Origin of the sequence: Ancylobacter oerskovii, from assembly GCF_018390555.1 — a bacterium.
GTDB lineage: Bacteria > Pseudomonadota > Alphaproteobacteria > Rhizobiales > Xanthobacteraceae > Ancylobacter > Ancylobacter oerskovii.
In genome coordinates this window covers 247020-268159 of sequence record NZ_JAHBGB010000033.1, presented here as the reverse complement: position 1 = coordinate 268159, position 21140 = coordinate 247020, and the positions used below count along the sequence as shown (strand labels likewise).

The 21140-nt window shown below is 71.4% G+C and carries 21 protein-coding genes; 13 read left to right on the top strand and 8 right to left on the bottom strand.

The features are described from left to right. Positions 1–44: 44 nt before the first annotated feature. On the top strand, positions 45–956 hold the full coding sequence (locus KHC19_RS15810; protein WP_213353332.1) for a 4-(cytidine 5'-diphospho)-2-C-methyl-D-erythritol kinase: 912 nt from the start codon (positions 45–47) through the stop codon (positions 954–956). Between the two features lie 10 nt (positions 957–966). Beyond that, entirely contained in the window at positions 967–1290 is a 324-nt protein-coding gene (locus tag KHC19_RS15805) for a YnfA family protein (RefSeq protein ID WP_213353331.1), read from the top strand. A 164-nt stretch (positions 1291–1454) separates the two neighbouring features. On the opposite strand, the gene KHC19_RS15800 is transcribed toward KHC19_RS15805, so the two are convergent. Further along, positions 1455–2465 (bottom strand): polyprenyl synthetase family protein, encoded by a 1011-nt coding sequence (locus KHC19_RS15800; RefSeq protein WP_213353330.1) that lies wholly within the window; start codon positions 2463–2465, stop codon positions 1455–1457. 171 nt (positions 2466–2636) lie between these two features. Between KHC19_RS15800 and KHC19_RS15795 the strand changes: the two genes are divergently transcribed. The 8 genes from KHC19_RS15795 to KHC19_RS15760 all read left to right on the top strand — a co-directional run bounded on the left by KHC19_RS15795 (position 2637) and on the right by KHC19_RS15760 (position 10604). After that, the gene (locus tag KHC19_RS15795; RefSeq protein ID WP_213353329.1) at positions 2637–2876 is read left to right on the top strand and encodes a putative signal transducing protein; all 240 of its coding nucleotides are present in this window, start codon (positions 2637–2639) and stop codon (positions 2874–2876) included. Next, positions 2873–3652 (top strand): tRNA1(Val) (adenine(37)-N6)-methyltransferase, encoded by a 780-nt coding sequence (locus KHC19_RS15790; RefSeq protein ID WP_213353328.1) that lies wholly within the window; start codon positions 2873–2875, stop codon positions 3650–3652. Before KHC19_RS15795 ends, KHC19_RS15790 begins: the two co-directional genes overlap by 4 nt. A gap of 63 nt (positions 3653–3715) precedes the next feature. Beyond that, on the top strand, positions 3716–4609 hold the full coding sequence (locus KHC19_RS15785; RefSeq protein WP_213353327.1) for a S49 family peptidase: 894 nt from the start codon (positions 3716–3718) through the stop codon (positions 4607–4609). Positions 4610–4624: 15 nt separating this feature from the next. Beyond that, positions 4625–4819 (top strand): hypothetical protein, encoded by a 195-nt coding sequence (locus tag KHC19_RS15780; RefSeq protein ID WP_213353326.1) that lies wholly within the window; start codon positions 4625–4627, stop codon positions 4817–4819. Between the two features lie 151 nt (positions 4820–4970). Then, positions 4971–6176 (top strand): efflux RND transporter periplasmic adaptor subunit, encoded by a 1206-nt coding sequence (locus KHC19_RS15775; protein ID WP_213353325.1) that lies wholly within the window; start codon positions 4971–4973, stop codon positions 6174–6176. 10 nt (positions 6177–6186) lie between these two features. Continuing rightward, on the top strand, positions 6187–8199 hold the full coding sequence (locus tag KHC19_RS15770; protein WP_213353324.1) for a MacB family efflux pump subunit: 2013 nt from the start codon (positions 6187–6189) through the stop codon (positions 8197–8199). 117 nt (positions 8200–8316) lie between these two features. Continuing rightward, the gene (gene purD / locus KHC19_RS15765) at positions 8317–9582 is read left to right on the top strand and encodes a phosphoribosylamine--glycine ligase (RefSeq protein WP_213353323.1); all 1266 of its coding nucleotides are present in this window, start codon (positions 8317–8319) and stop codon (positions 9580–9582) included. Between the two features lie 98 nt (positions 9583–9680). Then, positions 9681–10604 (top strand): patatin-like phospholipase family protein, encoded by a 924-nt coding sequence (locus tag KHC19_RS15760; RefSeq protein WP_213353322.1) that lies wholly within the window; start codon positions 9681–9683, stop codon positions 10602–10604. Here the strand turns inward: KHC19_RS15760 and KHC19_RS15755 are convergent. Continuing rightward, positions 10601–11029: a nucleoside deaminase gene (locus KHC19_RS15755; protein ID WP_213353321.1), complete on the bottom strand. Its 429-nt coding sequence runs from the start codon at positions 11027–11029 to the stop codon at positions 10601–10603. The genes KHC19_RS15760 and KHC19_RS15755 overlap by 4 nt on opposite strands. 117 nt (positions 11030–11146) lie before the next feature. Between KHC19_RS15755 and KHC19_RS15750 the strand changes: the two genes are divergently transcribed. Together KHC19_RS15750 and rsmD are read left to right on the top strand one after the other, a co-directional pair. Further along, positions 11147–13432 carry a pseudouridine synthase gene (locus KHC19_RS15750; RefSeq protein WP_213353320.1) on the top strand — a complete coding sequence of 762 codons (2286 nt, stop codon included), beginning with the start codon at positions 11147–11149 and terminating at the stop codon, positions 13430–13432. Between the two features lie 17 nt (positions 13433–13449). Next, positions 13450–14016 carry a 16S rRNA (guanine(966)-N(2))-methyltransferase RsmD gene (gene rsmD / locus KHC19_RS15745; RefSeq protein ID WP_213353319.1) on the top strand — a complete coding sequence of 189 codons (567 nt, stop codon included), beginning with the start codon at positions 13450–13452 and terminating at the stop codon, positions 14014–14016. Here rsmD and KHC19_RS15740 read toward each other — a convergent pair. Further along, complete coding sequence (locus tag KHC19_RS15740) at positions 14013–14795, bottom strand: alpha/beta hydrolase (protein WP_213353318.1); 783 nt, start codon at positions 14793–14795, stop codon at positions 14013–14015. The two genes, rsmD and KHC19_RS15740, sit on opposite strands and share 4 nt — an antisense overlap. A gap of 300 nt (positions 14796–15095) precedes the next feature. On the opposite strand from KHC19_RS15740, the gene infC reads away from it, so the two are divergent. Beyond that, on the top strand, positions 15096–15620 hold the full coding sequence (gene infC / locus KHC19_RS15735) for a translation initiation factor IF-3 (RefSeq protein WP_213353317.1): 525 nt from the start codon (positions 15096–15098) through the stop codon (positions 15618–15620). Positions 15621–15853: 233 nt separating this feature from the next. Here the strand turns inward: infC and KHC19_RS15730 are convergent, their stop codons facing one another. The 5 genes from KHC19_RS15730 to KHC19_RS15710 all read right to left on the bottom strand — a co-directional run bounded on the left by KHC19_RS15730 (position 15854) and on the right by KHC19_RS15710 (position 20979). Then, positions 15854–17197: a bifunctional folylpolyglutamate synthase/dihydrofolate synthase gene (locus KHC19_RS15730; protein WP_213353316.1), complete on the bottom strand. Its 1344-nt coding sequence runs from the start codon at positions 17195–17197 to the stop codon at positions 15854–15856. A gap of 16 nt (positions 17198–17213) precedes the next feature. Further along, a complete protein-coding gene (accD, locus tag KHC19_RS15725) occupies positions 17214–18146 on the bottom strand; it encodes an acetyl-CoA carboxylase, carboxyltransferase subunit beta (protein WP_246548944.1) in 933 nt (310 codons plus the stop codon). Between the two features lie 87 nt (positions 18147–18233). Then, positions 18234–19073 (bottom strand): tryptophan synthase subunit alpha, encoded by an 840-nt coding sequence (gene trpA, locus KHC19_RS15720; RefSeq protein ID WP_213353315.1) that lies wholly within the window; start codon positions 19071–19073, stop codon positions 18234–18236. Then, positions 19070–20281, bottom strand: a complete 1212-nt coding sequence (trpB, locus tag KHC19_RS15715) for a tryptophan synthase subunit beta (protein ID WP_213353314.1) — start codon at positions 20279–20281, stop codon at positions 19070–19072. Before trpB ends, trpA begins: the two co-directional genes overlap by 4 nt. After that, positions 20278–20979 (bottom strand): phosphoribosylanthranilate isomerase, encoded by a 702-nt coding sequence (locus KHC19_RS15710; RefSeq protein ID WP_213353313.1) that lies wholly within the window; start codon positions 20977–20979, stop codon positions 20278–20280. Before KHC19_RS15710 ends, trpB begins: the two co-directional genes overlap by 4 nt. Positions 20980–21140 lie beyond the last annotated feature (161 nt).

Sequence of the window (21140 nt, the reverse complement as noted above, 5' to 3'; positions counted from 1 at the left end):
GACACCCGCTTGCCGCCGGGCCCGGCGCCGCGCATAAGCGGGCCATGCACCCTCCCGAGACCGCCGCGCTCCCTTCGACCCGCCGTCCCGTCGCGCCGCTTTTGGAGCGCGCGCCGGCCAAGGTCAATCTCGGCCTCCGGGTGCTGGGTCGCCGTGCCGATGGTTATCACGAGCTCTGGAGCCTCGTCGCCTTCGCCGGCGCGGGGGATCGGCTGACCTATGATCCGGCCGGCGCGCCGGGGTTGGGTCTGGCCGGTCCCGGCGCCGCCACGCTCGCCGTCGAGCCGGACAATCTGGTGCTGAAGGCCGCGCGGGAACTGGCGGGGCGCGTATCGGGACTGGAGGTCGGCCGCTTCACGCTGGACAAGCGGCTGCCGGTTTCCTCCGGCATTGGCGGCGGCTCGGCGGATGCGGCGGCGGTGTTGCGGCTGCTGGCCCGGGCGAACGGCCTCGCCCAGGACGATGCGCGTCTTTTCGAGGCGGCGCTCGCCACCGGTTCGGACGTGCCGGCCTGCCTTCACGGCCGGTCCTGCCTGATGGCCGGGCGCGGCGAGAGCCTCACGCCGCTGCGGCTGCCACGCTTCGGTGCGCTGCTGGTCAACCCACGCATTCCCGTCGCCACCGGCGCGGTGTTCCGCGCCCTCGGCCTCGCGGCCGGCGAGACACGGGCACCGCCCCCCGCGATGCCGGACGGTTTCGCGACGCGGGCGGAGGTGCTCGCCTTTCTGGCCGACCTGCCCAACGATCTCGAGCCGCCGGCGCGCAGGCTCGAACCCTCGCTCCAGGAGGTGGCGGAGCGGCTCGCCGGGACCCCGGCCGTTCGGCTCGTGCGGATGTCCGGCTCGGGGGCGACCTTCTTCGGGCTTTACGATGATTGCCGCGCCGCCGCGCGGGCGGCCAAGCAGATTGCCGCCGCCCGGCCGGACTGGTGGGTGAAGCCGACGGTCCTGGGCTGAGGGGAGGCCAATGACGACGGCATTCATCTATGCGCTGGCCGCGCTCGCCGAGATCGCCGGCTGCTTCGCCTTCTGGGCGGTCCTGCGTTCGGAAGCGAGCCCGCTCTGGCTGGCGCCGGGCGCGTTCAGCCTGATCGTCTTCGGCGCTCTGCTGACGCGGGTGGAGTCGGAGGCGGCGGGGCGCGCCTTCGCCGCCTATGGCGGCGTCTACATCGCCGCTTCGCTGGTCTGGCTATGGGCGGTCGAAGGGGTCCGTCCCGACCGCTGGGACCTGATCGGCGGCAGCGTCTGCCTCGCCGGCGCGGCGATCATCCTCTACGCGCCGCGGGGGTGAGGGCTTTACGGCCGATGGACACGGAGCACCCTCATCCTGAGGCACCCGGCCGCAGGCCGGGCCTCGAAGGATGGTCATCGGAGCGCGCTTGAACGAGCCTCCTTCGAGGCTCGCTTCGCTCGCGCCTCAGGATGAGGCTGTATCAGGGGGAGAGCGGTGAAGTGTCACCGTGCCCGCGCGACGCAGAATTCCACCACGTCGACCAGCGCCTGCTTGGCCGGGCCGTCGCGGAACAGGCCGAGGGCGTCCTTGGCGATGGCGCCATAGTGCCGCGCCCGTTCCACCGTGTCGGCGAGCGCGTTGTGGCGCGCGAGCAGCTCGATGGCGTGCTCGAGGTCGCCCTCGCCAATCTGGCCCTCCTGCAGGCAGCGCGTCCAGAAGGCGCGCTCCTCGTCATTGCCGCGCCGGAAGGCGAGCACGATCGGCAGGGTGATCTTTCCCTCGCGGAAATCGTCGCCGACATTCTTGCCGAGCTTGGCGCGCTGGCCGCCATAATCCAGCGCGTCGTCGATCAGCTGGAAGGCGATGCCGAGATTCATGCCGTAGCTGCGGCAGGCGGCCTGCTCGGCCTTGGAGAGCTTGCCGAGCACCGGGCCGACCTCGCAGGCGGCGGCGAACAGCTCCGCCGTCTTGCCGCGGATGACGGCGAGATACTCGTCCTCGCTGGTCGATGTGTTCTTGGCGGCGGCGAGCTGGGCCACCTCGCCCTCGGCGATCACCACCGCGGCGGTGGAGAGGATGTCGAGGCAGCGCATGTCGCCGACCTCGATCATCATGCGGAAGGCCTGGCCGAGCAGGAAGTCGCCGACCAGCACGCTGGCCTCGTTGCCCCACAGCATGCGGGCGGCGGGCTTGCCGCGGCGCATGTCGCTGTCGTCGACCACGTCGTCGTGCAGCAGCGTCGCGGTGTGCATGAATTCCACCGAAGCGGCGAGCTTGACGTGGCCCTCGCCGCGATAGCCGGCGAGAATGGCGGTGGCCACGGTGAGCATCGGCCGCAGCCGCTTGCCGCCGGAGGAGATGAGATGCGTCGCCACTTCGGGGATCATGGTGACGTCGGAGCCGGTGCGGGACAGGATCAGCGTGTTCACGCGCTCCATGTCGTCGCGCACGAGCGCGATGATGTTCTCCAGCGACGGCTCGGCAACGGGATCGAAGGGGACGACGACGGCCACAGTCATTTTCCGACAGGTTGAAAACCGGCGCCACAATAAGGACAGGCCCGGCCCCGGGGCAAGCCGCCCTCTGCCGCGCCGCGTCGCCGCCCTGCCGGCGACACGGGGACGGGCGTGCGGATCGGAGCCGCGCCTCTCCCCAGCCGAAGGGCGCCATGCCATGATGGACGCATGCAGGAAATCATGCGCACCAACGACCCGGTCCTCCTCTCCGCCGTCGAGGCGCTGCTGACGGCCGGGGGGATAGACCATCTCGTGCTCGACCGGCACATGAGCATCCTCGAAGGCTCGCTCGGGGTGATTCCCCGTCGGGTTCTGGTGGAGGACGGGGCGGCGATTCGCGCCCGCCGGCTCCTGGTCGAGGCCGGGCTCGGCCGCGAGCTGGAACCGGACCGGTCGGTGCCGGAATGAGCGCGGAAGGCGCGATTCCCGACGAGGTGCCGCTTACCGACGATGCGCTGCTCGGTGGCCGGCTGCACCTGTTGCAGCCGGCGCGAGGCCATCGCGCCGGCCATGATGCGCTGCTGCTTGCCGCCATGGTGCCGGCGGTGGCCCGCCATGTGGTCGATCTCGGCGCCGGCGTCGGCGCGGCGGGTCTCGCCGTCGCGGTGCGGCTGCCGGCCGCACGGCTGCATCTCGTCGAGCTCGATCCGCCGACCGCCTCGCTCGCCCGTCGCAACGCGGCGCGCCAGCAGCCCGATCTCGCGGCGCGGGTGGCGGTGGTGCAGGCGGATATCGCGACGCTGGCCCGGTCGGGCGGGCCGGTCGAGCCCGCGCCCCGCGCCGCCGACGCGGTGCTGATGAACCCGCCCTTCAACGACCCGGCGTGCCATCGCATCTCGCCGAACGACCGGCGGGCACTCGCCCATATGGCCCCGGACGCGACCCTCGATGGCTGGGTGCGGTCGGCGGAGCGGCTGCTGGCGCCCGGCGGCCATCTCGCGCTCATCCATCGGCCGGAGGCGCTCAGTGCGATCCTCGCGGCGCTGGACCGTCGTTTCGGGGCCGTGACGATACGTCCGGTGCACGGGCGGCCGCAGGCGCCGGCGATCCGGGTGCTGGTCGGCGCGGTGAAGGGACGCCGGACGCCGCCTTCGCTGCTGCCCGGCCTCCTGCTCGCCGATAGCGAGGGCCGGCCGACGCAGGAGGCCGAAGCGGTGCTGCGGGAGGGCGCGCCGCTCGCCTGAGCGTTATCGCCCGCACCGACGGAGGCGCTTGAGCCGGAGCGCGCGCGGCCCTATGTCTTGGGCATGGCAAATGCGTCCCTGTTCACCCAGTTGCGCCGGCACATGGCGCCCGTCCTGCCGGCGTCGCTGCGCGAGGACGTGGCCATCGTGCCGGTGGTCCGCCTCACCGGCACCATCGGCATCGGCTCGCCGCTGCGCCCGGCACTCACCCTGGCCTCGGTCGCGAAGAGCCTCGACAAGGCCTTTGCGGTGAAGCGGGCGAAGGCGGTGGCGCTGGTGATCAACTCGCCGGGCGGTTCGCCGGCGCAGTCGCATCTCATCTACAAGCGCATCCGCGACCTCGCCGCGGAAAAGCAGCTGCCGGTGCTCGCCTTCGTCGAGGACGTGGCGGCCTCCGGCGGCTACATGCTGGCCTGCGCCGCCGACGAGATCGTCGCCGACCCGTTCTCGATCCTCGGCTCGATCGGCGTGGTGAGCGCCGGCTTCGGCTTCGACAAGGCGCTCGGCAAGCTGGGCATCGACCGGCGCGTCTACACCGCCGGCGAGCGCAAGGTGATGCTCGATCCGTTCCAGCCGGAGAAGGAGGAGGACGTCGAGCGGCTGAAGAGCCTGCAGAAGGACATTCACGGCGTCTTCGCCGGCCTGGTGCGGTCGCGGCGCGGCGACGTGCTGACCGCCGACGAGGCGACGCTGTTTTCCGGCGAGTTCTGGGGCGCGGAACAGTCGCAGGAATTCGGCCTCGTCGATTCGATCGGCGACCTGCGCTCGTTCCTGCGCTCCCGCTACGGCGAGAAGGTGATGACCCCGCTCATCCAGTCCGGCGGCGGGCTGTTCGGCCGGCGCACGCCCGGCGTCGGCGCGTGGTCGGGATCGGCGGCGGCGATCGGCGCCGGTCTGGCCGACGAGCTGGTGCACGTCGCCGAGAGCCGGGCGCTGTGGGGCCGTTTCGGCCTGTAACCGGAGGACCCGTCGATGCCCCCTTTCCTCATCGTCGCCCTGGGAACGCTGGGTGCTGCCGCCCTGGTCAAGAAGCTGGCGCAGGAATCGCGTCGCGTGAATGCCGAACTCGACGCGGCGCGGCGCGACGAGGAGGCCTCCCGCGCCCCGGCCACCGACACGCTGCGCCGCGATCCGGCGACGGGTGAGTATCGCCCGCAGCGCCGCTAGAGGCGCTCGACCGGAACCGCGCCGCGGGCGGCGATTTTCCCGATCGTGACGCAGCGGTATCCTCCTCGCGCGACATTACCGCGAATTCACTTTGTACGGTGTGGCTTCCGGGCTATCCCCTTGCATGGACAGGGAAAGCGGCGGGACGGCGATGCTTCAGCGCTCCGGCACGGAATTGGGTGAGACACGGCTCGCGCCGCGGCGGCGGCGATGGCCGTGGCTGCTCCTGGCCGGCCTCCTCGCCGGCGGCGGCGGGAGCTACGCCTATCTCGCCCGCGAGCGTGCCGGTGCCGAGGCGCCAGCCTTCCAGACCGCCAGCGTCGAGCTCGGCGACATCGAGACGGTGGTCACCGCGATCGCCAAGCTGCAGCCGAAGAACTATGTCGATGTCGGCACCCAGGTTTCCGGCCAGCTGCGCGTCATCCATCCCGATGTCGGGGCGGTGGTGAAGAAGGGCGACCTGCTCGCCGAGATCGATCCCACCGTCTACCAGACCCGCGTCGCCGGCGACCGCGCCAGCCTCGACAATCTGCGTGCCCAGCTGGCGCAGGCGCAGGCGCAGCTCACCCTCGACCGGCTGCGCGACGAGCGCGCCCGGCAGCTGCTGGCCAACCAGTCCGGCAGCAAGGACGCCGCCGATGCGGCCACGGCGACGGCGCGCATCAGCGAAGCCAAGATCGACGCCCTCAAGGCGCAGATCGCCCAGACGCAGGCGACGCTGGACGGCGACCTCGCCAATCTCGGCTACACCAAGATCTATGCGCCGATGGGCGGGACGGTGGTCTCGATCACCGCTCGCGAGGGGTCGACGCTCAACGCCAACCAGAGCGCGCCGATCGTGCTGCGCATCGCCGACCTGCAGACCATGACGGTGACGGCGCAGGTTGCCGAGGGCGACATTCCGCGCATCCAGGTCGGCACCCCCGCCTATTTCTCCACGCTCGGCCTGCCGGACCGGCGCTGGGAGGGTACGGTGCGGCAGGTCGAGCCGACCCCGACCATCGTCAACGACGTGGTGCTCTACAATGTGCTGATCGACGTGCCGAACGACGATCTGATGCTGATGACCGACATGACGGCGCAGGTGTTCTTCCGCCTCGGCGAGGCGAAGGGCGTGCCGCTGGTGCCCACCGCCGCCCTCCGTGCCGGCCGCGACGGGGAGAAGACCGTGCGCGTGCTGGGCCGCGGCGGCGCGGTCGAGGAGCGCAAGGTGACGACCGGCCTGTCCAACCGCTCGATGACGCAGATCACCGGGGGCCTGTCCGTCGGCGACCGGGTGATCACCGGCACGCGCGGCCCTGGCGCCGCGCCCGGTTCGGGCGGCGGCCGGCCGCCGATGATGCCGCGGCTCGGCTGAGGCGATGGCCATGAGCGACAGCACGGTTGACGCCGCCGGCCTTCCCAGCGCCGCCGCCCGCGCCGTGCCGCCGGGCACGCCGATCGTCGAGCTCGTCGATGTCAGCCGCCTCTATCCGAACGGCGAGACGGTGGTGCGGGCGCTCGACAGGGTGTCGCTGTCGATCATGCCCGGCGAGTTCGTCGCCATCATGGGCCAGTCGGGCTCCGGCAAATCGACGCTGATGAACATCGTCGGCTGCCTCGACCGGCCGACCGGCGGGCAGTATCGCGTCGCCGGCGTCGATGTCGCCGGGCTCGACCCCGATGCGCTGGCGCATCTGCGCTGCTCGACCTTCGGCTTCGTGTTCCAGCGCTACAATTTGCTGCCGAGCCTCACCGCGGCGGAGAATGCCGAGATCCCGGCCATCTATGCCGGCCTGCCCAAGGAGCGGCGCATTTCCCGCGCCCAGGCGCTGCTCGCCCGTCTCGGGCTCGCCGAGCGCGCCGGGCACCGGCCCAGCCAGCTCTCGGGCGGCCAGCAGCAGCGCGTCTCCATCGCCCGCGCGCTGATGAACGCCGCGCCGGTGATCCTCGCCGACGAACCCACCGGCGCCCTCGACAGCCGCTCGGGCGAGGAAGTGCTGGCGCTGCTCACCGAGCTGAACGCCGAGGGCCACACCGTCATCCTCATCACCCATGACGCCGAGGTGGCGGCGCATGCGCGGCGCATCGTGCGCTTCCAGGACGGGCATATCGTTTCCGACGAGCCGACGCCCCGGGCGGCGCTGCCGGCGCCTGCCGCGGCGCCCAAGCCGGCGGGCCATCTGCAAGGGCGCGGCGGCCTCGCCCGCTTCATGCCGGATCTGGCGGAAGCGGTGCGCATGGCCTTCGCCTCCATGCATGCCAACCTGTTCCGCACCGTGCTGACGCTGCTCGGCATCGTCATCGGCGTCGCCTCGGTCATCACCATGCTGGCGGTGGGTGACGGCGGCAAGCAGCAGGTGATGGAGCGCATCGCCCAGATCGGCACCAACCTGCTGATCGTGCGGCCCGGCGCGCCAGGCATCCGCACCTCCGGCGACAACGCCACCCTGCTGCCGGAGGATGCCGAGGCCCTGCGCGCCATTCCCGGTCTGGGCGCCGTCGCGCCGGAGCGGACGGGGCGCTACACGATGCGCTTCGGCTCTGACGACTATTACACCCAGATCACCGGCACCACGGCCGACTATCTCGCCGCCCGCGACTGGCCGATGGAGCGCGGGGTGATGTTCTCCGCCGATGACGTGAGGGCCTATGCGCCGGTGCTGGTGCTCGGCCAGACGGTGGCCCGCAACCTGTTCGGCGAGGACGACCCGATCGGCCGCTACGTGCTGGTGAAGAACGTGCCCTATCAGGTGATCGGCATCCTCGGCGCGCGTGGTGCCAATGCTTTCGGCCAGGACCAGGACGACGTGGCGCTGGTGCCGCTCTCCACCGGCTTCGTGCGGGTGTTCGGCCGTCGCTTCGTCAATTCGGTGACGCTGAAGGTGGACGATGCGGCCAATATCCCCGCCGTCGAGCGCGAGGTCACCCGCCTCCTCGCCGAGCGCCACCAGGCCGAGGACTTCCAGGTGCGCAACACCGCGCAGTTCCTGGAGACGGCGGTGGCGACGCAGGAAACGCTGACGCTGGTGCTGGGTTGCGTCGCCGCCATCTCGCTGCTGGTCGCCGGCATCGGGGTGATGAACATCATGCTGGTGAGCGTCACCGAGCGCACCCGCGAGATCGGCATTCGCATGGCGACCGGCGCGCGCATGAGCAATATCATGCTGCAGTTCAACACCGAGGCGCTGGTGGTGTGCGGCGTGGGCGGCGCGGTCGGGGTGGGGATCGGCCTCGTCGCGGCGATCGGGCTGGGGGCGTTGGGCGTCAATGTGGTGCTGTCGCCATTGCCGCCGCTGCTCGCCTTCGGCTGCGCCTTCCTCACCGGGCTGATCTTCGGCTATCTGCCGGCGCGCAAGGCGGCCGGCATGGATCCGGTCGCGGCGCTTGCCTACGAATAGGCATCGATCGAGCCGCTTCCCGTCGCGCAGCTTCCTCTTGCTCCCCGGCGCCGGCTCGTCTAGGCGAAGCGCGGACCGGATGGCGTCCGGCCGGATGAGGCGAAGGGGAGACGAGGCATGAACGTTCTGCTGCTGGGCTCGGGCGGCCGCGAGCATGCGCTCGCCTGGAAGCTGGCGCAGAGCCCGTCGCTTGCCACGCTGATCGCCATCCCCGGCAATCCCGGCATTGCCGAGCACGCCCGCTGCCTCGACAGCATCCCGCTCACCGACCACGACGCCATCGTCACCGTCTGCGCCGCCGAGAAGATCGACCTCGTGGTGGTCGGTCCCGAGGCGCCGCTGGTCGACGGCATCGCCGATAGGCTGATTGCCGAGGGCATCAACGTCTTCGGTCCCGGCCGCGCCGCCGCGCAGCTGGAAGGCTCCAAGCTGTTCACCAAGGAGCTGTGCCGCCAGCACGACATTCCGACCGCCGCCTTCGGCCGCTTCTCGCAGGCGGAGGCCGCGCGCGATTTCGTGCGCCGGCGCGGCGCGCCGATCGTGCTGAAGGCGGACGGGCTGATGGCCGGCAAGGGCGTGGTCGTCGCCATGACGCTCGACGAGGCGCTCGCCGCCGTCGACGAGGTGTTCGCGATGGGAGACGCCGGCACCGAGATCCTCATCGAGGAATATCTCGAGGGCGAGGAAGTGAGCTTCTTCTGCCTGGTCGACGGCGAGACGGTGCTGCCCTTCGGCTCGGCGCAGGACCACAAGCGCGCCTTCGACGGCGACCAGGGCCCGAACACCGGCGGCATGGGCGCCTATTCGCCGGCACCGGTGTTCACCGCCGAGATGGAGCGCCGCACGCTCGCGGAAATCGTCAAGCCGACCGCCCGCGCGCTCGCCGACGGCGGCAGCCCCTATCGCGGCGTCCTCTTCGCCGGGCTGATGATCACCCTCGATGGCCCCAAGCTCATCGAATACAATGTCCGCTTCGGCGACCCGGAATGCCAGGTGCTGCTGATGCGGCTGGAGGGCGACCTCCTCGAAGTGCTCCATGCCACCGCCACCGGGACGCTGGCCGACGAACGGGTGTCGATGGCGCCGGACGCCGCCATCACCGTGGTCATGGCCGCGCGCGGCTATCCCGGTTCCTACGAGAAGGGCACGCCGATCAAGGGCGTCGCGGCGGCCGGGGGGCTGCCGGGCGTGCACGTCTTCCACGCCGGCACGCGGCTGGAGGGCGAGCGCCTTGTCGCCAATGGCGGGCGGGTGCTCAACGTCACCGCCATCGGCGCCAATGTCGCCGAAGCGCGCGAGCGCGCCTATGACGCGGTGGCGCTGATCGACTGGCCGCAGGGCTTCTGCCGTTCCGACATCGCCTGGCGGGCTCTCGCCGAATGATGCGGCGGCCCCGGAAGCACGGCGAGGCTCCCGGCGGGCCGCCTGACGGGGCCGCGGCGTTTCAAACAAATGCCGCGGAGCCGTGCGATACGGCTTTCATGGACGATCCTCACGCCGCGCGCGGGCGGCCCGCGCCCACTCCGCCCCATGAATCGCACCGCGAGCCGGTTCTCTCCTCGCACGGCACCCCGGTCGCCGGCCGCGAGCCTTCGCTGGCCGTCGCGCTGGGCTCGGGCGGTGCGCGCGGCCTGTCGCACATATTGGTGCTGGAAGCGCTGGACGAACTCGGCATTCGTCCCGTCGCCATTGCCGGTGCCTCCATCGGCGCGCTGGTCGGTGCCGCCTATGCTGCGGGCGTCCCGGCTCAGGAGCTGCGCCATATCGTGTCGGGCCTGCTGAAGGACCGCGGCGAGGTGATGCGCCGGTTGCTGGCGGCGCGGGTCGGGCGTATCGCCGATCTGTTCGGCGGGCTGGGCAACCCGGTGCTGCTCGACGCGGAGCGTTTCCTCGACGGTTTCCTGCCGGCCTCGGTACCGTCGCGTTTCGAGGATTTGGCGATCCCCCTGCATGTGGTCGCCACCAATTACTGGGCCCGGCGCGAGCAGGTGTTCGCCAGCGGGGAGATCCGCCCGGCGGTGGCGGCCTCGCTGGCGATCCCCGGGCTGATCCGCCCCGTCGTGCATGGCGGCCATACGCTGGTGGACGGCGGCGCGGTCAATCCGCTGCCCTTCGACCTCTTGCGGCTGCGCGCCGACAAGGTGCTGGCGGTGGACATCACCGGCGGCCCGGGGGGCGAGGTGCGCGGCGTGCCGCGTCCCTTCGACGCCATGTTCGCGGCGCTGCAGATCATGGCCGGCTCGATCGTCGCCGAGAAGCTGAAATCGGGCGCGCCGGACATCCTCATCCGGCCCAATGTCGACAATTTCCGCGTGCTGGATTTCTTCCGGGCGCCCGCCATCTTCAAGGCCGCCGAGCCGGTGAAGGACGAGGTGAAGCGCCGTGTCGAGGCGGTGCTGGCCTAGCGCCGGGCGGCGAAGAAGGCCTTCAGCAGCTCCGCCGCTTCCATTGCCCTGATCCCGTCATAGATCTCCGGCACATGGTGGCAGGTCGGCGACGAGAAGAAGCGCACGCCGCTTTCCACCGCCCCGCCCTTGGGATCGGCGGCGCCGTAATAGACCCGGCGCAGCCGTGCCCAGGCGATGGCGCCGGCGCACATGGTGCAGGGCTCCAGCGTGACGTAGAGATCGCAGTCGGAAAGCCGGTCGGTGCCCAGCACCGCCGCCGCCCGGCGGATCGCCAGCATCTCGGCATGCGCCGAGGGGTCGGCGCGTTCGCGGGTGCGGTTGCCGTCGGCGGCCAGTATCTCGCCTGCGCAGGCCACTACCGCGCCGACCGGCACCTCGCCGCGCTCGGCGGCCTTCCGCGCTTCCAGAAGCGCCCTTTCCATGAAATCCGGCCGTGCCGTCGCCTGATTCAACCGCCGATGCCCCAAAAACTCGCGCAAATGCTCGCCACTCCGCCCCGGACGTGATAGCACCGCCGCCCAAAGTTTCGGATATTTCCCATGCCCAAGACGCCCCCGCCTCCGCGCCATCCTTCCGCGCCCCGCAAGGAGCAGAACCGCGTGCCCCGCGCGCCGCGCAACCTTGCCCCGGCCGAGCCGAGGGAGGCGGAGCGCGTCGCCAAGGTAATCGCCCGCGCCGGGCTCGGCTCGCGCCGCGAGATCGAGGACTGGATCGCCGAAGGCCGGGTAACGGTGAACGGCGAGGTGCTCGACACCCCCGCCCGCACCGTCACCGCCGAGGACGCCATCACGGTGGACGGGCGCCCGCTTCCCGCGAAGGAGCGCACGCGGCTGTTCCTCTACCACAAGCCCAAGGGCGTGGTGACCACCAATTTCGATCCCGAGGGGCGCCCGACCCTGTTCGAGATCCTGCCGCAGGCCCTGCCGCGCCTGGTCTCGGTGGGCCGGCTCGATCTCAACACCGAAGGGCTGATCCTGCTCACCAACGATGGCGGCCTGTCGCGGGTGCTGGAACTGCCGGAGACCGGCTGGCTGCGCCGCTACCGCGTGCGCGCCAAGGGCGAGATCACCCAGGACAAGCTCGACGCGCTGATCAGCGGCATCACCGTCGACGGCGTGCATTACGGTCCCATCGAGGCGGTGCTGGACCGGGTGCAGGGCGCCAATAGCTGGCTGACGCTGGCATTGCGCGAGGGCAAGAACCGCGAGGTGCGCAATGTGCTGGGCAGCCTCGGCCTCGACGTCAACCGGCTGATCCGCCTCTCCTACGGCCCGTTCCAGCTGGGCGAGATCGCCCAGGGGGCGATCGAGGAAGTGCGCACCCGCGTGCTGGCCGACCAGCTCGGCCCGGAGCTGACGGCGGCCGCCGGCGCCGATTTCGACGGCCCGGTCTTCGTCTATGACGGCTCCGACGACGAGGCGCCGCGTCCGCCGGCGCGTGGCAAGGCGGCGCGCTATGCCAAGGTCGAGGGGGCGGAGGATCGCCATCGCCGCAAGCCGATCGACACCGAGGCGAATGCCGAGCGCACGGTGAAGGCCGGCATCGTGGCCGACCGCAAGGGTCGCAAGGTGCTGGTGCAGCGGGTGAAGAGCAACGCGCCCGAGCCGGAGCCCGAGCGGGCGCCGCCGCGTGGTCGCCGCGGAGAGGGCGAGCGCCCGTTCCGCAGCCGCGACGGCGAGGAGCGCCCCTCCCGTGGTCCGCGTCGCGACGAGGGTGGCGAGCGCACCTTCCGCTCGCGTCCGCCGCGCGAGGAAGGGGAGCGTACCGAGCGCCCGTTCCGCCCGCGCGATGAGCGCCCGGATGGGGAGCGCCCGTTCCGCGCCCGCAGCGAGCGTCCGCGCCGCGACGAGGACGGCGGCGAGCGCGGCTTCCGTCCGCGCCGTGAGGACGGCGACCGGCCGTTCCGCAGCCGCGACGCCGAGGAGCGTCCCGCCCGCGGTCCGCGCCGCGAGGAGGATGGGGAGCGCCCGTTCCGCGCCCGCAGCGAGCGTCCGCGCCGCGACGAGGACGGCGGCGAGCGCGGCTTCCGTCCGCGCCGCGAGGAGGGCGACCGGCCGTTCCGCAGCCGCGACGGCGAGGAGCGTCCCGCCCGCGGTCCGCGCCGCGAGGACAGCGAGCGTACCGAGCGGGCTTTCCGCCCGCGCACGCCGCGCGAGGAAGCCGCGGCCGCCCGTCCCTTCCGCTCGCGTTCCGACGAAGGCGGTTTCCGCCCGCGCGGCGAGCGTGCCGAGGGCGAGCGCCCGTTCCGCTCCCGTTCGCCCCGCGAGGAGGGGGAGCGCGGCGACCGTCCGTTCCGCCCGCGCGCCGAGCGGCCGGAGGGCGAGCGTCCCTTCCGCAAGCGGGAGGAGGGCGAGCGCCCGTTCCGTTCCCGCGATGGCGAGGAGCGGCCGGCGCGTGGTCCGCGTCGCGAACAGGGCGAGCGCCCGTTCCGCGAGCGCTCCTTCCGCGGCGAGGGCAGCGACCGACCCTATAGCGGCCGGGTGAAGTCGGAGGAGACCGGGCGCGGCCGTCCGTTCCGCTCCGGCGAGGACGGCGAGCGTCGCGACGGCCGGCCGGGTGGCAAGGGGGCGGGCGCCGGTGGCAAGACCTATGGCGCGAAGAACTTCGCCGGCGACAAGCCGCGCGGTGAGCGCGCCTTCGGCGACAAGCCCGGCGGGCGTCCCGCTGGCAAATTCGCCGGCAAGTCTGGCGCCGGCAAGCCGGGCGGCGGAAAGAGCTTCGGCGGCAAGGGGTCCGGCGGCAAGCCCGGCGGCGGCAAGCCGCGCGGGGAGCGTCCCTCGGGCGGCCCGTCGAAGCCGCGCGGCCCGCGCCCGCCGCGTACCTGAGCCTCGAGGTTCGGACGATGCGCATCGTCGGCGGACGCCTTGGCGGCCGGCCCCTTCGCGGGCCGAGCTCCAGCGCCACCCGTCCCACCACCGACCGGCTGCGCGAGGCGTTGTTCAACGTCCTCGCCCATGCCTATGACGACGCGGCCGACGGCGCGCGGGTGCTGGACCTGTTCGCCGGCACCGGCGCGCTGGGGCTGGAAGCCCTCTCGCGCGGCGCGAAGTTCGCGGTGTTCGTCGAGGAGGCGTCCGAACCGCGGGGGCTGATCCGGGCCAATATCGAGGCGTTCGGGCTCGGCGGCGTCACCCGCATCTTCCGCCGCGACGCGACCAAGCTCGGCACCGCCTTCGCCAGCGACGCCTTCGATCTCGTCTTCTGCGACCCGCCCTATGGCCACGGCCTCGCCGAGAAGGCGCTGGAGGGCGCACGCGACGGCGACTGGCTGGCGCCGGGCGCGCTCATCCTCGTCGAGGAAGCCGTGCAGTCCGGCTTCACACCGCCGGACGGCTTCACCGAGCTGGAGCGTCGGCGCTACGATACCACCGAGGTGGTGTTCCTGCGCGCGCCGGGCGGCCGCGACTAGAGCGACGCCACCGCCGCGAGCAGGCGCTCTATGTCCTCCGGCCGCGACAGGCGGTGATCCCCGTCCTTGATCAGCGTGGCCACCACGTCGTCCTCGGCGAGGCAGGTGACGAGCTTCATCGCGTGGCGCCACGGCACCACGTCGTCGGCGACGCCTTGCAGGATGCGCACCGGGCAGCCGACCGCGAAGGGCTCGCCGAGCACCAGGTGCCGCCGCCCGTCCTCGATCAGCTTCAGGGTGATCGGGCTGCGGCCATACTCGCCCTCGCGATACCAGACGCCGTTTGCGAGGATTTCGCTGCGGATCTCCGGCGTCATCGCCTTCCACATCAGCTCCTCGGTGAAGTCCGGGGCCGGGGCGATGAGCACGAGGCCCGCGAGCCGCTTGTCGCCCCGCGCCGCAAGCGCCCGGGCCAGCAGCAGCGAGATCCAGCCGCCCATGGAGGAGCCGACGACGATCTGCGGCCCGCTCGTGCAGCGGTCGAAGACCGCGAGCGCGTCCTCCGTCCAGTCGGAAATCGTGCCGTCGATGAAGGCGCCGCCCGATTCGCCATGGCCGGAATAGTCGAAGCGCACTACCTCCCGGCCCTGCGCCTCGCCCCATCTCGCCAGTTCCTCGGCCTTGGTGCCGCGCATGTCGGAGAGATAGCCGCCGCACCACAGGATGCCGGGGGCGCCGTCCTGGCCGCGACCTGGCGTCGCCCGCACCGCGATGCGCCGGGCCGGATGGCCGACCTCGATGAAGCTTGCCTCGATGAGATCCGGCGTATCGTCGGCCATTCCCGTCCCCGCTTGCTCGGCGTCGTGCCTCCGCCGGCGCGGTGAATCGGCCGGCCGACGGCGCACTCAAGGCGTCTCGAATGGCGAAAAGCAACATCAAAAGGCATCTGTCGGGGAGAAATTGCTCAATTTGGCGGCTTTCGGACCCTCTTCCCCTAGGGAAGGCCGTTGACTTCCGGCGGGTTTGTCCCGATGTTCGGCGACCGTTTTATGCGCGCAAGAAAGAACCGGTCCAATTGTCCGGGAGCGCGGTGAAGCGGACCCCGAACGTCAGAGGAGAAGACCCCCATTCGTCGTCCCATGAGAGCCGCCGTGCCTGAAAAGGAAGGCCCGCGCGTCAACGAAGACATCCGCATCCGTGAAGTCCAGCTCATCGACCAGGACGGGCAGAATCGCGGCGTCGTGCCGACGCGCGATGCCATTGCCCTGGCGCAGGAGGCTGGCCTCGACCTCGTCGAGATCGCTCCGAACTCGACCCCGCCTGTCTGCAAGATCCTCGATTACGGCCGCTTCAAGTACCAGAACCAGAAGAAGGCCAGCGAGGCGCGCAAGAAGCAGCACGTCGTCGAGATCAAGGAAATCAAGCTGCGTCCCGGCATCGACACCCATGATTACGAGGTGAAGATGAAGGCGATCCACCGCTTCTTCGACGAAGGCGACAAGGTGAAGGTCACCCTGCGCTTCCGTGGTCGCGAGATGGCGCATCAGGAGCTCGGCTACAAGCTGCTCAACAAGGTCAAGGAAGAGCTCGCGACCATCGCCAAGGTCGAGTCCGAGCCGCTGCTGGAAGGCCGGCAGATGATCATGGTGCTGGCGCCGCGCTGAGCGCGGGCGCCGTCGCCGGTCCTGTCTCCCGCGCGATAGCAACCGGGCCCTCACGGGCGCCGGTGTTTTCGCGCGTCTCGATGGCACCGCCCTGCCTGACGATCGTGCTTGCCATCGCCGCCCTCGTCTGCTGCCGGAGGCGGGAGGCTGCCGTGGTATTGCCGGCGGTGGGATAAGCGGCCGGCCCCGGCGCGGCGGTGGCACCCGGGCGAGGAGACCGAAAGGCGCTGCGCCTATTCCGGCAGGTTGCCGTTCTCACCCAGCACAGCGCCGGCGAGATAGAGCGAGCCGGCGATCAGCACCCGCGGCGGCGGGGCGGTGGGATAATCGGCCAGCCCGTCCAGCGCCGCCGCCACGCTCGGGGCGGTGGAGGACGAGAGGCCGTGCGCCGCGCCGGCGGCCGCGACCTCTTCCGGTGGGCGCCCCTTGTGCTCGCCCGGCACCGGCACGGCGATGAGTTCGCGCGCCAGCCCGGCGAAGGGGGCGAGGAAGGCGCCGGAATCCTTGGTGCCGAGCATGCCGACGATCAGCACCAGCGGCCGCGGCGCCCGGTCTTCTATATCCGCGAGCGCCGCCGCCAATGCCTGTCCGCCGGCGGCGTTGTGGCCGCCGTCGAGCCAGACCTCGACTCCTTCCGGCGCGCGGGCGGTGAGCGGGCCGGGACCGAGCCGCTGCAGCCGCGCCGGCCATTCCGCGGCGCGGATGCCGTCCTCGAAGGCCTGGGGCGGCAACGCCAGCGACGGCAGGAGCTGCGCCGCGATCCGCAGCGCCTCGACGGCGAGGCCGGCATTCTCGATCTGGTGCGGGCCGACGAGGCGCGGGCGCGGCAGGTCGACCAGCCCGTTCTCGTCGGCGACGATCAGCCGCCCGCCTTCCTCATGCGCCTGGAACTGTTCACCCATGATGGTGAGCGGCGCTCGCATCCGCGCAGCCTGACGCTCGATGACGCGCAACGCCGCCTCGTTCTGGCGACCGATCACCGCCGGCACGCCGGGCTTCAATATGCCGGCCTTTTCGCCGGCGATGGCGGCCACCGTGTCGCCGAGGAAGTCGACATGGTCGATCGACACCGGCGTGATGACGCTGGCGAGCGCGGTCTCCACCACATTGGTGGCGTCGAGGCGGCCGCCGAGGCCGACTTCCAGGAGCAGGACGTCCGCTTCCACTTCGGCGAACAAAAGGAAGGCGGCGGCGGTGGTGATCTCGAAGAAGGTGATCGGCTCGCCGCCATTGGCCTTCTCGGCGCGGTCGAGCGCGTCGACCAGCGGGGCGTCCTCCACGAGGCGCCCGGCGAGGCGGATGCGTTCGTTGAAGCGCACCAGATGCGGTGAGGTGTAGACGTGCACCCGCTTGCCGCCGGCTTCCAGCATCGCCCGCATGAAGGCGACGGTCGAGCCCTTGCCATTGGTGCCGGCGACATGGATCAGCGGCGGCAGCCGGCGCTCGGGATGGCCGAGCCGCGCCAGCAACCGTTCCATGCGGTCGAGCGACAGGTCGATCAGCTTGGGATGCAGCGCCAGCAGCCGCTCGAAAATGGCATCGATGGGCGCGCCGCCGGCGGCCGGAAGGGCAGGCACGGCCTTCGTCCTTGCGTCAGGAAGCCGCGGGGGCGGCAGGAGCGGCGGCGTCGGCCTCCGCGACCGGCGCCTCGTGACGGGTCGGCGCCGCCTCGGCGGCGGGCGCGCGCGTCAGCAGGCGGCACAGCCGGGCGAGGGTGGCGCGCATGTCGTGGCGGTGGACCACCATGTCCACCATGCCGTGCTGGCGCAGGAATTCCGAGCGCTGGAAGCCGTCCGGCAGCTTCTCGCGAATGGTCTGCTCGATGACGCGCGGGCCGGCGAAACCGATCAGCGCGCCCGGCTCGGCGAGGTGCACGTCGCCCAGCATGGCGTAGGAAGCGGTGACGCCGCCGGTGGTCGGGTTGGTCAGCACGACGATATAGGGCAGGCGCGCCTCGCGCAGTTCCTGCACCGCGCAGGTGGTGCGCGGCATCTGCATCAGCGAGAGGATGCCCTCCTGCATGCGCGCGCCGCCGGAAGAGGCGAAGATGATGAACGGCGTGCCGCGCGCGGCGGCGGTTTCCAGACCGGTGACGATGGCCTCGCCGGCCGCCATGCCGAGCGAGCCGCCCATGAAGCCGAAATCCTGCACCGCGATGGTGACGGCGAGGCCTTCCAGCTTGCCGTAGCCGACCTTCAGCGCATCCTGCGCCCCGGTCTTGGTGCGGGCATCCTTGAGGCGGTCGGTATAGCGCTTCTCGTCGCGGAACTTCAGCGGATCGGCGGCCACCGCCGGCAGGGCGATGTCGTACCAGGTGCCGCCGTCGAACATCATGCGCAGCCGCGCGGTCGGCTCCATGCGCATGTGGTAGCCGGAGCCGGGAATGACGTGCAGATTGGCTTCGAGGTCCTTATGGAACACCATCTGCCCGGTCTCGGGGCATTTCACCCACAGATTCTCGGGCACTTCCCGCCGGTTGAGGAAGCTGTTGAGCTTGGGGCGGACGACGTTCGAGATCCAGTTCAAGGGCTCGGCTCCGGGTGGTCGAGGCGGCGCTCGCGGGCGCCGGCCTTCATCTAGTGTCGCAGCAAGGCGATGAAAAGGCGGGCGGCCCTATTCGGCCGCCGCCGGCCGGGCGGTACGGACCGCCTGCGCCAGCTCCGAGACGAGCCGGGTGACGGCGGGAACGGTGGCGGGCGTCGCCTGCTCCTCGGCGTCGAGCGTGCCGCGCAGGGCGTCGATCAGCGCCGAGCCGACCACCACCCCGTCGGCACCGGCGGCGATGGCGGCGGCCTGCGCCGGGGTCTTCACCCCGAACCCGACCGCCACCGGCAGCGGCGTATGCGCCTTGATGCGGGCGACCGCCTGCGTCACGCGCCCGGCGTCCGGCGTCGCGGTGCCGGTGATGCCGGCGATGGAGACATAGTAGACGAAGCCCGCGGTGTTCTTCAGCACCGCCGGCAGGCGCTTGTCGTCGGTGGTCGGGGTGGCCAGGCGGATGAAGGCCAGCCCGGCGGCCAGCGCCGGCAGGCACAGCTCGTCGTCCTCTTCCGGCGGCAGGTCGACCACCACCAGCCCGTCGACGCCGGCCGCCTTGGCGTCCACCAGGAAGCGCTCGACGCCGTAGATATAGACGGGATTGTAGTAGCCCATCAGCACCACCGGCGTGGCGGTGTCCTCCTCGCGGAAGGCGCGCACCATGGCCAGCGTCTTGGCCAGCGTCTGGCCGTTCTTCAGCGCCCGCAGGCCGGCGGCCTGGATCGCCGGGCCGTCGGCCATCGGATCGGTGAAGGGCACGCCGAACTCGATGACGTCGGAGCCCGCGGCCGGCAGCGCCTTCAGCAGCGCCAGCGAGGTGTCGTGGTCGGGGTCGCCGGCGGTGACGAAGGTGACGAGCGCGGCGCGGCCCTCGCGGGCGCAGGCCTCGAAGCGGGCGGTGAGGCGCGAGCTCATATGCGGGTCCCCAGAATCTCCGCCACCTGCGGAATGTCCTTGTCGCCGCGGCCGGAAAGGTTGACCACCATCAGATGGTCCTTCGGCAGGGTCGGCGCGAGTTCGATCACCTTGGCGAGGGCGTGCGCCGGCTCCAGCGCCGGGATGATGCCCTCGAGCCGCGAGACGAGCTGGAAGGCGGCCAGCGCCTCCTGGTCGGTCGCGGAGATGTAGGTGGCGCGGCCGGTGTCGTGCAGCCAGGAATGCTCCGGCCCGATGCCGGGATAGTCGAGGCCGGCGGAGATGGAATGCGCCTCGGTGATCTGCCCGTCGTCGTCCATCAGGAGATAGGTGCGGTTGCCGTGCAGCACGCCGGGGCGCCCGCCGGTGAGCGAGGCGGCGTGCTGGCCGGTCGGGATGCCGTGGCCGGCGGCCTCGACGCCCCAGATCTTCACGGAAGGATCGTCGAGGAACGGGTGGAACAGCCCCATGGCGTTGGAGCCGCCGCCGATGCAGGCGATCAGGCTGTCCGGCAGCCGGCCTTCCTGCTCCAGCATCTGCGCGCGGGTCTCGTGGCCGATCACGCTTTGGAAGTCCCGAACCATGGCTGGATAAGGGTGCGGGCCCGCCACGGTGCCGATGCAGTAGAAAGTGTCGTGCACGTTGGTCACCCAGTCGCGCAGCGCCTCGTTCATGGCGTCCTTCAGCGTCTTGGCGCCGGCCTGCACCGGCACCACCTCGGCGCCCAGCATCTTCATGCGGAACACGTTGGGCGCCTGCCGGGAGACGTCGAGGGCACCCATATAGACAACGCATTTCAGCCCGTAGCGGGCGCACAGCGTGGCGGTGGCCACCCCGTGCTGGCCAGCGCCGGTCTCGGCGATGATGCGCTCCTTGCCCATGCGGCGGGCGAGCAGGATCTGGCCGAGCACGTTGTTCACCTTGTGCGAACCCGTGTGGTTCAGTTCCTCGCGCTTGAAGTAGATCTTGGCGCCGCCCAGATGCTCGGTCAGCCGCTCGGCGAAGTAGAGCGGGCTCGGCCGGCCGACATAATGCTTCAGCCCGGCATCCATCTCCGCCTTGTAGGCGGGGTCCGCCTTGGCGTCCTGATAGGCCTTTTCCAGATCGAGGATCAGCGGCATCAGCGTTTCGGCGACGAAGCGGCCGCCGAACAGGCCGAAATGCCCGTTCTCGTCGGGGCCGGTGCGGAAGGAGTTGGGTGCGTTCACGGAGCGAGGCTCGTCTGTTCGGCCGGCAGGGCGGAGGCCCGGCTGCCGGCGGCGGTTTCGAATGCGCGCGCCGCCCGGACGAAGGCGGCGATGCGCGCCGGGTCCTTCACGCCGGGGGCGCTCTCGACGCCGGAGGAGACGTCCACCCCCCGCGCGCGGGTGAGGGCCAGAGCGTGCCCGACATTTTCAGGCGTCAGCCCTCCTGACAGCATGAAGGGCTTTGCCAGGTCAAGGCCGGCGAGGAGATTCCAGTCGAAGGGCACCCCGTTGCCGCCCGGAAGCGCCGCGCCCTTCGGGGCCTTGGCGTCGAGCAGCAGCCGGTCGGCCACCGCCGCATAGTCCGGCAGCCGGGCGAGATCCTCCCGCCCCGCTATGCCGATCGCCTTCCATACCGGCCGGCCGAAGCGGGCGCGGATGGCGGCGACGCGTTCGGCCGTCTCCCTGCCGTGCAGCTGCAGCGCCTGGGGATCGACGGCGGCGACGATGTCGTCGAGCGCGGCATCGTCGGCATCGACGGTGAGCGCGACGACCTGTGCCCGCCCGCGTGCCCGCGCCATCAGCGCGGCGGCGGTGGCGAGGTCGAGATGACGGGGGCTCGGCGCGAAGAACACCGCGCCGACCATGTCGGCGCCGGCCGCGAGCGCCGCTTCCAGCGTCTCCGGGGTCTTCAGGCCGCAGATCTTGATCTCGATGGCCACGCGCAGCTCTCCTCGGCGCCAGCCACTAGCACGGAACGAGCGGTCGGCGCGAGGCCCTGCCGGCGAGCCGGGGTGCCGCTCCGCCGGCCGTGCGTCGCGGAGGGCCCGGCGAGGTCGTGCCGTTTTCCCCTTCCGCGAGGACAAGCGTCATGCTAGATCAA

What these genes read in the sequence shown, in the direction of transcription:
- purD (WP_213353323.1), top strand. Translation starts at nt 8,317, where the DNA reads ATGAACGTTCTGCTGCTGGGCTCGGGCGGCCGCGAGCATGCGCTCGCC.
- KHC19_RS15795 (WP_213353329.1), top strand. Translation starts at nt 2,637, where the DNA reads ATGCAGGAAATCATGCGCACCAACGACCCGGTCCTCCTCTCCGCCGTC.
- KHC19_RS15775 (WP_213353325.1), top strand. Translation starts at nt 4,971, where the DNA reads ATGCTTCAGCGCTCCGGCACGGAATTGGGTGAGACACGGCTCGCGCCG.
- infC (WP_213353317.1), top strand. Translation starts at nt 15,096, where the DNA reads ATGAGAGCCGCCGTGCCTGAAAAGGAAGGCCCGCGCGTCAACGAAGAC.
- KHC19_RS15785 (WP_213353327.1), top strand. Translation starts at nt 3,716, where the DNA reads ATGGCAAATGCGTCCCTGTTCACCCAGTTGCGCCGGCACATGGCGCCC.
- KHC19_RS15770 (WP_213353324.1), top strand. Translation starts at nt 6,187, where the DNA reads ATGAGCGACAGCACGGTTGACGCCGCCGGCCTTCCCAGCGCCGCCGCC.
- KHC19_RS15805 (WP_213353331.1), top strand. Translation starts at nt 967, where the DNA reads ATGACGACGGCATTCATCTATGCGCTGGCCGCGCTCGCCGAGATCGCC.
- KHC19_RS15760 (WP_213353322.1), top strand. Translation starts at nt 9,681, where the DNA reads ATGGACGATCCTCACGCCGCGCGCGGGCGGCCCGCGCCCACTCCGCCC.
- KHC19_RS15780 (WP_213353326.1), top strand. Translation starts at nt 4,625, where the DNA reads ATGCCCCCTTTCCTCATCGTCGCCCTGGGAACGCTGGGTGCTGCCGCC.
- KHC19_RS15750 (WP_213353320.1), top strand. Translation starts at nt 11,147, where the DNA reads ATGCCCAAGACGCCCCCGCCTCCGCGCCATCCTTCCGCGCCCCGCAAG.
- KHC19_RS15810 (WP_213353332.1), top strand. Translation starts at nt 45, where the DNA reads ATGCACCCTCCCGAGACCGCCGCGCTCCCTTCGACCCGCCGTCCCGTC.
- rsmD (WP_213353319.1), top strand. Translation starts at nt 13,450, where the DNA reads ATGCGCATCGTCGGCGGACGCCTTGGCGGCCGGCCCCTTCGCGGGCCG.
- KHC19_RS15755 (WP_213353321.1), bottom strand. Translation starts at nt 11,029, where the DNA reads ATGGAAAGGGCGCTTCTGGAAGCGCGGAAGGCCGCCGAGCGCGGCGAG.
- KHC19_RS15790 (WP_213353328.1), top strand. Translation starts at nt 2,873, where the DNA reads ATGAGCGCGGAAGGCGCGATTCCCGACGAGGTGCCGCTTACCGACGAT.
- trpA (WP_213353315.1), bottom strand. Translation starts at nt 19,073, where the DNA reads ATGAGCTCGCGCCTCACCGCCCGCTTCGAGGCCTGCGCCCGCGAGGGC.
- KHC19_RS15740 (WP_213353318.1), bottom strand. Translation starts at nt 14,795, where the DNA reads ATGGCCGACGATACGCCGGATCTCATCGAGGCAAGCTTCATCGAGGTC.